10 protein-coding genes and 2 tRNA genes are annotated in these 13,679 nt (G+C 74.5%); 7 read left to right on the plus strand and 5 right to left on the minus strand.

Translation table 11 applies throughout. The features are described 5' to 3' along the window. Positions 1–48: 48 nt before the first annotated feature. From K353_RS31290 to K353_RS34080, 3 genes are all read right to left on the minus strand, one after another. Positions 49–747, minus strand: coding sequence for a helix-turn-helix transcriptional regulator (locus tag K353_RS31290; RefSeq protein WP_158585548.1), 699 nt, complete (start codon positions 745–747; stop codon positions 49–51). 4 nt (positions 748–751) lie between these two features. Continuing rightward, positions 752–1,075: a hypothetical protein gene (locus tag K353_RS34665; protein WP_158585549.1), complete on the minus strand. Its 324-nt coding sequence runs from the start codon at positions 1,073–1,075 to the stop codon at positions 752–754. Between the two features lie 747 nt (positions 1,076–1,822). Next, positions 1,823–2,044 carry a hypothetical protein gene (locus K353_RS34080; protein ID WP_146616627.1) on the minus strand — a complete coding sequence of 74 codons (222 nt, stop codon included), beginning with the start codon at positions 2,042–2,044 and terminating at the stop codon, positions 1,823–1,825. Positions 2,045–2,160: 116 nt separating this feature from the next. Between K353_RS34080 and K353_RS31295 the strand changes: the two genes are divergently transcribed. After that, complete coding sequence (locus K353_RS31295) at positions 2,161–3,525, plus strand: FAD-binding oxidoreductase (protein WP_111556873.1); 1,365 nt, start codon at positions 2,161–2,163, stop codon at positions 3,523–3,525. 597 nt (positions 3,526–4,122) lie between these two features. After that, the gene (locus K353_RS31300) at positions 4,123–4,455 is read left to right on the plus strand and encodes a hypothetical protein (RefSeq protein ID WP_111556874.1); all 333 of its coding nucleotides are present in this window, start codon (positions 4,123–4,125) and stop codon (positions 4,453–4,455) included. A gap of 285 nt (positions 4,456–4,740) precedes the next feature. Here K353_RS31300 and K353_RS31305 read toward each other — a convergent pair whose 3' ends face one another. Then, positions 4,741–5,649, minus strand: a complete 909-nt coding sequence (locus K353_RS31305) for a DMT family transporter (RefSeq protein WP_146616628.1) — start codon at positions 5,647–5,649, stop codon at positions 4,741–4,743. Between the two features lie 272 nt (positions 5,650–5,921). On the opposite strand from K353_RS31305, the gene K353_RS31310 reads away from it, so the two are divergent. The 3 genes from K353_RS31310 (at position 5,922) to K353_RS31320 (ending at position 9,567) form a co-directional block, all read left to right on the plus strand. Then, positions 5,922–6,980, plus strand: a complete 1,059-nt coding sequence (locus K353_RS31310) for a DUF1906 domain-containing protein (RefSeq protein ID WP_111556876.1) — start codon at positions 5,922–5,924, stop codon at positions 6,978–6,980. 259 nt (positions 6,981–7,239) lie between these two features. After that, positions 7,240–8,910 (plus strand): long-chain fatty acid--CoA ligase, encoded by a 1,671-nt coding sequence (locus tag K353_RS31315; protein WP_111556877.1) that lies wholly within the window; start codon positions 7,240–7,242, stop codon positions 8,908–8,910. A 111-nt stretch (positions 8,911–9,021) separates the two neighbouring features. Next, positions 9,022–9,567, plus strand: coding sequence for a DUF4396 domain-containing protein (locus tag K353_RS31320; protein WP_111556878.1), 546 nt, complete (start codon positions 9,022–9,024; stop codon positions 9,565–9,567). A 146-nt stretch (positions 9,568–9,713) separates the two neighbouring features. Here the strand turns inward: K353_RS31320 and K353_RS31325 are convergent, their stop codons facing one another. Continuing rightward, complete coding sequence (locus K353_RS31325; protein ID WP_111556879.1) at positions 9,714–13,121, minus strand: PAS domain-containing protein; 3,408 nt, start codon at positions 13,119–13,121, stop codon at positions 9,714–9,716. A gap of 201 nt (positions 13,122–13,322) precedes the next feature. On the opposite strand from K353_RS31325, the gene K353_RS31330 reads away from it, so the two are divergent. Together K353_RS31330 and K353_RS31335 are read left to right on the plus strand one after the other, a co-directional pair. Next, positions 13,323–13,413, plus strand: a tRNA-Ser gene (locus K353_RS31330). Positions 13,414–13,587: 174 nt separating this feature from the next. After that, a tRNA-Arg gene (locus K353_RS31335) sits at positions 13,588–13,663 on the plus strand. Positions 13,664–13,679 lie beyond the last annotated feature (16 nt).

Consider the following 13,679-nt stretch of genomic DNA (forward strand, 5'->3'; position numbering starts at 1 on the left):
ACGTGCTGTGCCGGGCTGCGACGCGCTGCTCCTGCGGCGGCGCCCCGGTCAGTCCGGCCGGGGCGAGCCGACGAGCGGGGCCGTCCCGTCCGCGGCGGCGAGGGTGCCCCGGCGGGTCGCGGGTGCCGACCCCCTGGGGTGCGGGAAGCGGGCGTCCCGCGGCTCCGGGTGGATCACGGCCGAGCTGCGCGGGGTGTAGGCCCGGCTCCAGGCGCCGGCCCAGTGCACGGCGTCCGCCGCCGGGACGCCGCAGGCCCGGACGAAGGCGTCCAGCAGCACCGGGGACGGGGGCATCTCCCGGCGGAGCACCAGGTTGAGCGTGCTGCGCGGGAGCTGGCCGAGCCCGCCGGCCCGCTTCTCCAGCTGGCGCAGGGACGGGCGTCCGATCCGGCGGTGCAGGTGCACCATCGCGGCCCACAACTCGCTCGGGGTGTCGACCAGCCTGATGTCACGGGGGCGGTCCACCGGCGGCGGCGCCTCGGCCTGGCGGGCGGCCCGCCAGCGGGTCCGGACCGCCGCCAGCTCCTTCTTGTCGGCGCCGCACCCGCGGACGTACGCCTCCACCACCTCCAGCGGCGGCACCGCTTCGCCGCTCGCGGCCCGGGAGAGCCGGGAGGCGGTCAGCCCGGTGGCCGCGCCCAGCTGGGAGTAGGTGAGGCCCGCGCGCCGGCGCAGTTGGCGCAGGTACTGCGCCAGCGCCGCGGACTCCTTCGTACGTTCGGTGACGGGCCGCTCGGGGCGTCCCACCGGATCAGCCCTCCAACGCGACCAGACGCGGGCGCCGACCGGCCCGCACCGAGACGATGACACCCGTCGAGACGGTGCCGACGCCGCCGAGCAGGGCCAGCACGCTCTCGGCGGCGGCACCGGAGCGGACGAGGACGACGACGGCCACGGCCAGCACGATGACGATCACCGCCTCGACCCCGGAGATCCCGGAGCCGTCGAGGGAACCGGGGCCACGGAGACCACCGGAGCCGCCGAACGAACCGGAGCCGCCGGGACTTCCGAAACCGGCGACGGGCCGGGCGCCGGTCCCCATGCAGGCGGTGACGGCGGGAATGCGCTGGTGCAAGGGGTTCTCTCCTAGCCGAAAGGGACGGACTCCACCGGGACCTCGCGGTCCGGGCCGCAATCGATCGACCGGGAGTTTGCCGACTCCCGATTCGGCGGCGGATGAATCATCCCACCCCGTCCGGTGGTCGCCCGGACGGCCGATGGTTGTCAACTCGCTTTTGTTGCAAGGCCGTCCAGTCGGCAGGCGGCCCGGGGATCGGGTTTCGACCGGATCGCCGGGGCGGGAACGCCGGGTGCCGCCGGGGTGCCACCCCAGGCGGAAAGGGCGGCATGTTCATTCACTGAATGCCCTGACCAGGCGCGATTCGCGTCCCGGCTGTACACCCGGGCCCGAAGGGGGAGGAACATTAGCATTTTGAACCATCAGATACACACTGCCCGCCCGTTGATGCGGACTTGTCCAGATCCCGATTGCAGGTGGCCAGCGTCGCGTGTGAGTCTTCCCCCGCACGGTGTTGCCATTGCGCAACACTGGACATTCCCTAGGCGTACGCGGACTCCACCGACACCTCCGGGGACTGCGAGCGGACGGCGTTGCCGCGCCCCCGCTCGCCGCAGGTGGTGTGCCGCCAGGCGCGCCACCTGCCGCCTTTTCCGGCCGACCGCGCGGCCCCGCCCGAACCGCCCCGCCCGGACGCCCGCCGGTACGGCAGGTGACCGGCCCGGCCCGGTGTTCCCGGGAACGCCCCACGGCAACACGACCCGTCCGCTCCCCTCCGCGGCACGACCCGTCCGCCGTCCGGGGTCAGAACAGCGTCGGCGGCTCGTCCGGGACGGGGAGGCCGGGGAGCGCGTCCTGCCACCGGGTGGCCTCGCTGAGCGGGAGCTGGCGCATGCTGCCGGTGCAGAGGCTGAACGAGCGGCGGTCGCGCTTGTGGTCGTGGATGACGCCGTAGCCGGTACGGCGGGTGGGCATCAGGGCGACCGGTCGGTCGCAGTCGGGGCACTGGATCCGTGGTGCGCGCATGGGTACCAGGGTGCCGGAGCCGACCGACAGCGCGACAGGGGGCGGCGGGGCGGTTGTCCGGCCGGGGCCGGGGGAGTGGGATGGACGTGTGGACGAGGCGAGTGGAGGTCTTTGCCGTGGGTGAGTTGGTCGAACGGCTGCGCGCGGGGCTGCCCGACGGCGCGGTGGCGGTGGATCCGGACGTGACGGCCGCGTACGCGCGGGACATGGCCGGGTTCTGTGCGGCGGGCGAACCGGCGGTGCTGGTGTTCCCGGAGACGGTCGAGCAGGTGCGATTCGTGCTGCGGACGGCGACCGAGCTGCGGGTCCCGGTGGTGCCGCAGGGCGCCCGGACGGGGCTGTCGGGCGGTGCCAACGCGGTGGACGGCTGCATCCTGCTGTCGCTGACCAGGATGAACCGCATCCTGCACCTCGACGCGGTCGACCGGATCGCCGTGGTGCAGCCGGGCGTGGTCAACGCCGAGCTGTCCCGCGCCGCCGAGGCCCTGGGCCTGTCCTACCCGCCGGACCCGTCGAGCTGGGAGTCCTGCACCATCGGCGGCAACATCGGCACCGGCGCCGGCGGCCTGTGCTGCGTGAAGTACGGGGTGACCAGCGAGTACGTGCTCGGCCTGGACGTGGTGCTGGCGGACGGGCGGCTGCTGCGGACGGGACGGCGCACCGCCAAGGGCGTCGCCGGGTACGACCTGACCCGGCTGCTGGTCGGCTCGGAGGGCACCCTGGGCGTGGTGGTCGAGGCGGTGCTGGCGCTGCGGCCCGCGCCGGGGCCGCAGCTGGTGCTGGCCGCGGAGTTCGACTCGGTGGAGGCCGCCGGGCAGGCGGTGTGCGAGGTGATGGCGGCCGGGCACGCGCCCTCGCTGATGGAGCTGATGGACGCCACCACCGTCCGGGCGGTCAACGAGATGGCGCGGATGGGCCTGCCGGAGTCGACCCGGGCCCTGCTGCTGGTCGCCTTCGACGGCCCGGACCAGCGCGAGCGGCTGGCCGAGGTCGAGTCGCTGTGCACCGCCGCCGGGGCCACCGGGGTGGTGCCGGCCGAGGACCGGGCGGAGTCCGAACTGCTGCTCCAGGCGCGGCGGTTGTCGCTGCCCGCGCTGGAACGGATGGGTACCACGATGATCGACGACGTGGCGGTGCCGCGGAGCGCGCTGGCCGCGATGCTGAACGGCGTCGCCGAGATCGCCGACCGGCACCGGCTGACCATCGGCGTGGTCTCGCACGCGGGCGACGGCAACACCCACCCGGTGGTGATCTTCGACGCCAAGGACGAGGAGCAGACGGCCCGGGCCCGGAGCTCCTTCGACGAGATCATGGCGCTCGGCCTGGAACTGGGCGGGACGGTGACCGGCGAGCACGGCATCGGCCTGCTGAAGCGCGAGTGGCTGGCCCGGGAACTGGGCCCGGTCGGGCTGGAGCTGCAGCGCCAGATCAAGGCGGCGTTCGACCCGCTGGGCATCCTCAACCCGGGCAAGATGCTCTGACCCGCTCGCCCATCCGTCCGCTCCTCCGCCCGTCCGGCCAGTCGGCCGCTCGGCCGTCCGGTCGGTCGGGTTCCTGCTTCGACTCCTGACCCCTGATTCCCGACCCCTAGCCGCAGCGGAAATTTCCCGATCATCACAAGATGATGGTCGGGAAATTCGCCTACCATTGACCCGACCATCATAATGTGGCATCCGGATGGTATGAGGAATTTCGACACTGGCTGAATATCGACTTTGTGTGGTCATGCGACCCCGGTGGGGCGCGGCCGGACAGTTCGTGCGCCCCGGGGCTTGCGCGACTCGCCGGAAACCGGTCGCCGCGCCCCCGCCCGGAGGGCGGTACGGCTCCCGCCGTCCGGGCGAATCGCCAGCTCGCAGGCGGTGTGTCTGCCGACGAACCGATCGGCCCGAGATTATGCGCCAGTGTCGCCGCGTCACGCTAATGGGGGAAAAGGCTCAGCGGTGCTGGTGCTTTGTCGATTTGTTGCGGAAGTCTGTCCCTCGGCGTCGCAGCCCCGGAGCATCGTCTGGCCGCGAACTCCGGAACACCTTTTTTCCAGCTCGCAATAACCGGCAAGAACCAACGGAGGGAATCCCATGGCGCGCTTCCGCACCACACGCCTGGCCGCGCTGGTCGCGTCCGTCCCGCTCGCAGCGGGTCTGCTGCTGGCCGGGGCGGGTGCCGCGGCGGCCGACAACGGTGCGGCTGCCGGCCACGGCTCGAACAGCAGCGTGGTCTCGGACTTCGGCAGCGGCAACGTCTTCGGACCGGTCGACGGCAACTACAACTCCACCCAGCAGACGGCGACCGGTGCCGGTGCGTCGAACCAGAACAACACCCTCGGGGTGAAGGGAAACACCGGGGTCGTCTACGCCGACCAGTCCAACAAGAACTTCAACCTCGTCTTCGCGCCGGTCTACTCGTTCTGACCTCCCGGCGGGAGGTGCGCACGGACCGGCGGGGGCGCCGGACCGGACGGAGCACGGACCGCCGGAGCACCCGGGAGTGGAAAGGGTCACCGCCTCGGGGCGTACCACGGACGACGATCGGAACCCCTCGGGGGCGCGACACCGCCACACGGCGGTTGCCGCGCCCCCGAGGCGCATCCCGGCCCGGCCCGGCCCGACCCGGCCGGGGCCGCGCCACCCGGCGGCCCGGCGGCCCAACAGCGCCCAGCGCCACCTGGCGACCCGGCGGCTCAGCGTCCCGGCGGATCAGCGGCGCGCGGTCAGTGTCGCCCCCACGCTCGCGGCGACCACGCAGCAGATGCCCAGCACCTGCGGCAGCCCCAGCACCTGGCCGAGCACCAGCAGGCCGACCAGGGCGCTGACCGCCGGGTCGAGGCTGACGATCACGCTGAACACCCGCTGCGACATCCGGCGCAGCGCGGTCATCTCCAGCGCGTACGGCAGCACCGGGAAGAGCAGCGCGACCCCCGCGACGGCGAGCAGCAGCAGCCCGGGGGAGTCGGAACCGGACAGGCCGCGCACCGCCTCGGCGGCGCCGAACGGAGCGAGCACGACGGTGCCGATGGTGAACGACACCGCCAGGCCCTCGAAGCCCTTGAAGGCCGCGCCGACCTTGTCGGTGAACAGGATGTAGCCCGCGTAGCAGGCGGCCGCGCCGAACGCGCAGGCCAGGCCGACCGGGTCCAGGCCGCCCGGGCCGGAACCGCCCTCGCCGCCCAGCAGGGTGAGCAGGGCGACCCCGGCGGCCGCCAGCGCCGCCCACAGCACGTGCCCGGCGCGGCGGGCGAAGACCAGGGCGACGGCCAGCGGGCCGAGGAACTCGATGGTGGCCGCGGTGCCCATCGGCAGCCGGTCGACGGCGCCCGCGAACAGCAGGGTCATCCCGGCGGAGGCGACGCCGAGCAGTCCGGCCATCGCCAGGTCCCGCCGGCTGCGGCCGCGCAGCCGGGGCCGGGTGACGGCGAGCAGCACGACGGCGGCGAAGGAGATCCGCAGGAAGGTCGCGCCCGCCACCCCCAGCACCCCGAACAGCGGCTTGGACGCCGCCACCCCGAGCTGCACCGCCAGCATCGACACCAGGCAGAGCACCGGAGCCGGGACGCGCCCCAGCCGCTGCCGGACACCGCGCACCCGTCGCACGTCCGGTCGTCGCACGTCCGGTCGTCGTACGCCGGGGCGGCGCGGGCCGCCCGCCCGTACCCGGCCGGAACCGGAATCGACCTTCGAAACGTAGGTGACTCCTGGAAGTTCGCTTGTGCTTTCAGCGGTGAGGGACGTGCCTGGCATGTGATCGAGTCTGTCGTAAGGAGTGGAAATGGTCAAAGACGGTTACCGGTGAGCGTCGCCACAGAGCCACCCGGGTGACCGGGCGACGGCGGCGGCGTGTCCTGCCGGGCGGGCTGACGGCCCGTCAGTAGTTCTGGGGGGTGCGCTACCTCGGCCCCGCGGCCCTGACGGCCGCGTCACTCGTCCTGCTGCTCGCCACCGACCAGGGGGCCGTCGGAATGCCGACGACCGGCTCGACCGCCGCCATCGCCCCCGCCTCCACCTCTGCTTCCGCCTCCACCTCCGTGTCCCGGCAGTCCCCGCCGCTCGCCCCCGAACTCGCCGCCCAGCAACCGCCGGCCCGGCAGCTGCCCGCATTGGCGCACCAGGCCGCCGCGCTGACCGGGGCGCGGACCGAGGCCCGGACCGCCGCCGCGGCGCCGCCCGTCCGGTTGCGCCGGACGCTGCTTGCCGACCCGTTGGGCGCGCGCCGGGAGCCGCTGCCCGCCGAGGTGTTCACGGGCGCCGGGTTCGACGCCTGCTCCGCGCCGCCGCTGGAGACCATGCGCGCCTGGTGGGGCACCTCCCCGTACGGCGCGGTCGGGATCTACACCAGCGGACGGCAGCGGGCCTGCGGCCAGTCCCGGCTGACGGCGGCCTGGGTGAGCGAGGTCCGCGAGATGGGCTGGCAGCTGATCCCCACCCACGTCGGACGGCAGGCCCCGTGCATGGCGCCGAGCAACAAGGGGCAGCGGATCGACCCGGCGAAGGCGGTCCAGCAGGGCAAGGAGGAGGCGGCCGAGGCGGTGCGCGCGGTGAAGAACCTCGGTCTGCGCACCGGCACCCCCGTCTACCTGGACATCGAGGCGTACCCGAGCGGCAACCGGGCGTGCAGCCAGGCGGTGATGGACTTCACCGTCGCCTGGACGCAGGCGCTGCACCGGGCGGGCTTCCGCTCCGGCTTCTACTCCTCCACCAACTCGGGGGTGGCCGACCTGGCCGCCGCGGCCCGGGCCGGCAGCGGCCCGCTCCCGGACGCGGTCTGGTACGCCAACTGGGACGACCGGGCCACCACCACCGACGGCGCGGGCCGACTTGGCGACGACCTGTGGGTCGGCCACTCCCGGATCCACCAGCACCACGGCAACGCCAAGGAGAGCTACGGCGGCGCCGCACTGGCCATCGACCGCAACCAGGTGGACGCCCCGGTCGCCCGCTGAGCAGCGCCGGACAGCGCGAGGAGCGCCGGGCAGCGCCGAGGAGCCGGGGCGGCCGGACGTGGAGGGAAGCGGCCGGAAGCGGCCGGAAGCACGCACGGCCACCCGCCCCCCACGCCTCGCCCCCCCACGCCCCGCGACCTGCGGGGTCGGTCTCATCTCGGTTGCGACTGCTGACAGCGGGGGTGCACCGGGGAAACAATCGGAGAAATCGCTTGCTACCTGCGGGTAGCAACGTGCCGGCCGGTCAAGGAGGACCCGCGTGTACAGCACGATGCAGGACGTTCCGCTCACGGTTGCCCGGATTCTGCAGCACGGCTCCACCATCCACGGCCGGTCGACCGTCACCACCTGGACCGAGGACGGCCCGGTGGTGCGGACCTTCGCCGAGATCGGTGCCCGGGCCGGACAGCTCGCCCACGCCCTCCGCGACGAGCTCGGGGTGACGGACGGGAGCGTCGTGGCGACGCTGATGTGGAACAACACCGAGCACCAGGAGGCGTACCTGGCCATACCGTCCATGGGCGCGGTGCTGCACACCCTGAACCTGCGGCTGCCCGCGCACCAGCTGGTCTACATCGTCAAGCACGCCGCGGACCGGGTGATCATCGTCAACGGCACGGTGCTCCCGCTGCTGGCCGCCGTGCTGCCGCAGCTGGCCGGGACGGTCGAGCACATCGTGGTGTCCGGGGCGTACGACCCGGCGCTGCTGGCCGGGTTCGACGGGACGGTGCACGAGTACGAGGCGCTGATCGCCGGGCGGCCGGCCGACTACCCGTGGCAGACCGACATCGACGAGAAGCAGGCCGCCGCGCTCTGCTACACCTCCGGCACCACCGGCGACCCCAAGGGCGTGGTCTACAGCCACCGCTCGATCTACCTGCACTCGATGCAGATCATCGCCGCCTCCAGCTTCGGCCTGACCGCCCGCGACACCGTGCTGCCGGTCGTGCCGATGTTCCACGTCAACGCCTGGGGCATCCCGCACGCGGCGTTCATGACCGGTTCGAGCCTGCTGATGCCGGACCGCTTCCTGCAGCCCAAGCCGCTCGCCGAGATGATCGACCGGGTCAAGCCGACCTTCGGCGCGGCCGTCCCGACCATCTGGACCGGCCTGCTGGACGAGCTGGACGCTGGCGACTACGACACCTCCGCCCTGGAGACCGTCGTCATCGGCGGTTCGGCCTGTCCGCCCGCGCTGATGCGGGCCTTCCAGGAGCGGCACGGCATCCGGGTGATCCACGCCTGGGGCATGACCGAGACCTCCCCGCTGGGCACCGTCGCGCACCCGCCCGCCGGCGTCACCGGCGAGGACGAGTGGGCGTACCGGGTCACCCAGGGCGTCTTCCCGGCCTCCGTCCAGGCGCGGCTGATCGGCCCCGGCGGCGAGCCGGTGCCGCACGACGGCACCGCCGAGGGCGAGCTGGAGGTGCGCGGGCCGTGGATCGCCGCGGCGTACTTCGGCGGCGCGGGCCACGAGGCCGAGTCCCCCGAGGACAAGTTCAGCCCGGACGGCTGGCTGCGCACCGGCGACGTCGGCACCATCACCGCCGACGGCTACCTGACCCTCACCGACCGGGCCAAGGACGTGATCAAGTCCGGTGGCGAGTGGATCAGTTCGGTCGCGCTGGAGAACCACCTGATGGCGCACCCCGAGGTCGCCGAGGCCGCGGTGGTGGCCGTCCCGGACGAGAAGTGGGGCGAGCGCCCGCTGGCCACCGTGGTGCTGCGGCCCGGCGCCACGGCCGGTCTGCCCGAGCTGCGGGCCTTCCTGGCCGAACGGGTCGCCTCCTGGCAGCTGCCGGAGCGCTGGTCGCTGATCGAGTCGGTGCCGAAGACCTCGGTCGGCAAGTTCGACAAGAAGGTGATCCGGGCGGACTACGCGGCGGAGCGCCTCGACGTGACGGTGCTCGGCAAGGCCGACAGGAGCTGACGCCGGACGGCCCTCCTCGGGAAGCTCGGGTGGCCGGGTGGGAATACCCCCTGGGGGTATGGCGTTCCTTGCGGTCGGAGGAACCCACCGGTTCGGACGAGGAGGGCCGTCATGGAGCACGACGCGCACCACGGGCACGCGCACCACGCGCACGCGCAGCACGCCCCGCACCACGCGCAGCACGCCCCGCACACGCACCCCGGGCACGGCGGCGGTGGCGGCGGCAGCGGCTGGCGCACCGCCGCGCAGGCGACCCTGCACTGCCTGACCGGCTGCGCCATCGGCGAGGTGCTCGGTCAGGTGATCGGCGTCGGCCTCGGCCTGCACAACGGCGCGACCGTGGTGCTGTCCACCGCGCTCGCCTTCGTGTTCGGCTACGCGTTGACCATGCGGGGCGTGCGGAAGGCCGGTCTGCCCTTCCGGGCCGCGCTGAAGGTCGCGCTGGCCGCCGACACCGTGTCGATCATCGTCATGGAACTGATCGACAACGGCGTCATGGTGACCGTTCCCGGGGCGATGGACGCGGGTCTCGGCCAGGCGCTGTTCTGGGCGTCGCTGGCCGGCTCCCTGGTGCTGGCCTTCCTGGTCACCGTCCCGGTCAACCGCTGGCTGATCGGCCGCGGCCGTGGCCACGCGGTGGTCCACGCCTACCACTGACCCCGGCCGCCGCCCCGGCCGCCCGCCCCCGGCCGCTCGGCGCCCGGCGGCGGCGGTGTTGCCGGTGACCGGCCCGTCGGCACCGTCGACCGCCACCAAGTGCCGGACGCCGGCCGGGCCTCCCGGGGAAGGCGGTTGACGGTACGTCAGAAGGAGGTGCTGCTACCCGCCCCCGCGAACTGGCCCAACGCGCCGATCCTGGCCAGCAGTTCGACGATCCGGCCCTGCACGTCCTCGGTGGTGGAGCGCTCGGCGAGGAACAGCACGTTCTCGCCGGTGCGCAGCCCGGCCCGGGCCTGCGGGTCCAGGTCGGCCGAGGTGTAGACGACCAGCGGGGTGCGGTGCAGGCGGTCGTTGGCGCGCAGCCAGTCGAGCAGCCCGAGGTTGCGGCGCTCGATCCGCTGGAGGTCCAGCACCACCAGGTTCGGCTGGAGGCTGCTGGCCCGTGCCACCGCCTCGTTCTCGTCGGCGGCGTGCTCGACGTGCATGCCGCGCCGCTCCAGGCTGGCCACCAGCGCCGCCGCGACCTCCGGGTCGGACTCCACCAGCAGCACCCGGGCCGCGTGGTTCTCGCCGTCCCGGGGCGCGAGCGCCCGCAGCAGCACCGCCGGGTCGGCGCCGTACGCGGCGTCCCGGGTGGCCTGGCCGAGACCGGCGGCCAGCAGCACCGGCACCCGCCCGGCCAGCGCGGCGGTGCGCAGCGACTGCAGCGCGGTACGGGTGATCGGGCCGGTCAGCGGGTCGACGAACAGCGCGGCGGGGGCCTGCGGCACCTGCGCGTCCACCTCCTCGCGGGAGGCGACGACGACCGGCTGGAAGCCCCGGGTCTCCAGCGCGCCCCGGGTGGACGGGTCGGGCTCGGGCCACACCAGCAGCGGGCGCGGGCCGTCCTGCGGGAGGTCCCTGGCCCGGGCGAGTTCGGCCATCGGCCGGGGCGGGGTGCGCCCCTCGACGGGTGCGCCGCCCGGTCCGCCGGGCAGCGCCAGGGCCGCCCCGGGGCCGCCGCCCTCGCCGGGCCCGCCCTGCGGGGCCGTCCCGCCCAGGCGCTGGCCGTTCAGCAGGACGGGGTCGACCGCGGACGGGCCGCTCCCGCCGACGGGCAGCGCGTTCTGGGCGGGTGCCTGGCCCGGCACCGGAGCGCCGGGGAACGCGGCCGGGAAACCGCCCACCGGCCGCGGCGGCAGCAGCTCGCCCAGCCCGCTGCCGACCGGCTCGGGGGCCTGCGGGGCGGCGTCCGCCCCGGCGGGCAGCGCCGCGGCGGCGGGGCGGGCGACCTCCAGCGCGCCGTTCGACGGCCCGGCGTCCGGCCCCCCGGCGTCCGGAACACCGGAGCCCGAAGCACCGGAGCCCGAAGCACCGGCACTCGGTGCCGGGACGGTCGGCGGGACCGGCGGAACCGGCGGGACCGCTGGGACCGGGTCGGTGGCGGGGACGGGCGGCAGGACCGCCGTGACCTCCTCCGCGCTCTGGGCGGTGTCGGCGGGCAGCGCGAGCCGCCGCCGGCGTCCGGTGGGCTGGGCGGTCGGGGTGACCGGCTCCGGGGTGGTGGCCGCCAGCGCGCTCTCCAGGCCCGGGTAGACGGGCGTCCCGGGGTCGGGGACGCCGGGGATGCGCAGCGCCCCGGAGCTGTCGCCGGGCGCGGCCTGCGCGGCGGCCCGGCGGGCCCGCCGCCCGGAGCGGGCGCCGCCCTCGGGGTTCTCGGCCGGTCCGAGGGCGATCGCGCCGCCGCCGGAGGTGTCGTCGGCGGCCGGCCCGGCGCCGAGCGCGATCGGCCCGCGCGGGGCCTGCTGCTCCGCCGCGTCCCGGACCTCGCGCGCCTCGGCGGCCCGGGCCCGGCGGCGGCCGGAGCCCTGGGTGTCGTCGGCGCGCGCGGCGCTCGGAGCCGCCGGGTCGCCCGGCGCCCCGCCCTCGGCCGGACGCGATCCGTCCGGAGCGTCCGGACCCCCCGGACCGGCCTGCCCGGGCAGGTCCGGGATCATCGCGGTGTCGGAGTCCTTGGGGACGTGCTGCTGCCTGTCCGGCCCGCCGGACGCGTCGCCGTCGGGGTCGAGCGGCAGTTCCACCACGTAGGTGGCGCCGCCCCCGTCGGGCAGGTCGTGGCGCTGGAGCACGCCGCCGTGCCGCTGGACGGCGGCCCGGGCGATCGGCAGGTGCACGGCGCTGGAGCTGCGGGCGGGGCCGCGCACCTCGATCCGGGCGACGTCGCCGCGCCGGGCGGCGGCCAGCACCACCATCGGGGGCTGTTCGCCGGCCGGCGCGGGCCCGGCGAACGAGGTCCCGGCGGGGCCCTCGCCCTCGGCCCGGGCCGGCCCGGGGGCGGGCGTGACGCCGCTGACGTCGGCCACCAGGTGGGCGAGCGCCCGGGCGAGCCGCTCGCGGTCGGCGAGCACCTTCACGGCGGCGGCGTGCACCGAGTAGCGGACCCGGCCGGGCCCGACGAGTTCCCCGGCCCGGTCGACGGCGAGCTGCACGACCTCGTCCAGGCCGACCCGCTCGCGGTCGAGGGACGCCTTGCCGCGGTCGGCGGCGGCCTCGAAGCGCTGGTGCTCCAGCACGCCGTCGATCAGCTTCCCGAACCGGCCGCACTCGTCGGCGAGCCGGCGCAGCGTCCAGTTGGCCTCGGGCCAGAGCTGACCGGCGGGGTCGGCGGCCAGCGCGTCGATCCGGCCGCGCAGCGCGGTGAGCGCCCCGCCGAGTTCGCTCTCCAGGACGGCGGTGAGGTGCTCGTTGCGGGCGGCGAGGGCGAGTTCGCGGGTGCGGTCGGTGAAGGTCATCACCGCGCCGACCAGCTGTTCGCCGTCCCGGACGGGGGCGGTGGTCAGGTCGACGGTGACCGGCCGGCCGTCCTTGCGCCACAGCACGGTGTCGCGGATCCGGTGCTTGCGGCCGGAGTGCAGGGTGTCCACCAGCGCGGAGCTCTCGGCGGCGAGCGGGCTGCCGTCGGGCTGCGAGTGCTGGATCAGCGGGTGCAGCTCGCGGCCGCCGAGCTCGCTGGCCCGGAAGTCCAGGATGTGCGCGGCAGCCGGGTTGACCAGCACCACGCGGCCCTCCAGGTCGACGCCGAGGACGCCCTCGGCGGCGGCGCGCAGGATCATCTCGGTCTGCTTGTGCTGGCGGCGCAGCTCGGACTCCACGCCGAGCCGGGCCGACATGTCGCGGACCAGGAGCAGCAGCAGCCCCTGGTCGTTGGTGTTGAAGGACAGGAAGCCGTGCGCCTCCCCGCCGCCCTCGTCGGTGAAGTCGTTCCCGGACACCTCGACGGTGAAGGCGGTGCCGTCGGTGCGCCGTGCGGTCATTCGGACCGGTCGGTCCAGGCTCTCGGTCTCGCTCGCGGGGGGCCGCATGGAACCGGGGATCCGACTGGGGTCGAACTCCGGCAGCAGGTCCAGCACGCCCATGCCGACCAGCGAGGTGCCGGGTGCCTGCAGGCTCTCCACGGCGGCCTTGTTGACGTCGACCACGGTGCCGTTGCTGTTCACCAGCAGCAGCGGTTCGGGCAGTGCATCGAGTATCGCGGCGAGGCGAGCAGCGCCTCGGGTCGGCCTGCTGCTCACGTCGACAGGTCTCCTCACGGCTTCGTGCCGCCGCTGCGACGGGCGGCTCTGGCTCTCCTCGGAGAGGGAAGTATCTCATTCTTCTTTGCGCCGTGGACGACCCGGCCAGTATCGTTGTGGTGGTTGGTGCCGGGGCCGTCGGCTGTGGCATCATCGCAGTCGCACGGAACGCGCCGGAGTGCCGGTGGTGGTCCGGCTGTTGGAGGCGTCGCCTAGTCCGGTCTATGGCGCCGCACTGCTAATGCGGTTTGGGCTTTACCGTCCATCGAGGGTTCAAATCCCTCCGCCTCCGCTCACCGGGAGCCCCGTCGGTCACTGACCGGCGGGGCTCCTGCGTCGTCCGGGTCCGGCGCGGTCCGGGCCCTCGCCGCCGGGTCGCCGGGTCGTCGGCAATCGATTTCGCCCCAGGTCGACGGTCATGTAATGTTGTCCCCGCACCGCCCAGGAGGCCAGTCCGCCGGGGCGAGCGCTCATAGCTCAACGGATAGAGCACTTGACTACGGATCAAGAGGTTGCAGGTTCGAATCCTGCTGAGCGCACCAAACTCCGCTCGCGGCT

It is taken from the genome of Kitasatospora sp. SolWspMP-SS2h, from assembly GCF_003259315.1.
GTDB lineage: Bacteria > Actinomycetota > Actinomycetes > Streptomycetales > Streptomycetaceae > Kitasatospora > Kitasatospora fiedleri.

Coding starts and splice junctions, on each gene's coding strand:
- K353_RS31300 (WP_111556874.1), top strand. CDS start 4,123: ATGGCGCGCTTCCGCACCACACGCCTGGCCGCGCTGGTCGCGTCCGTC.
- K353_RS34080 (WP_146616627.1), bottom strand. CDS start 2,044: ATGCGCGCACCACGGATCCAGTGCCCCGACTGCGACCGACCGGTCGCC.
- K353_RS31320 (WP_111556878.1), top strand. CDS start 9,022: ATGGAGCACGACGCGCACCACGGGCACGCGCACCACGCGCACGCGCAG.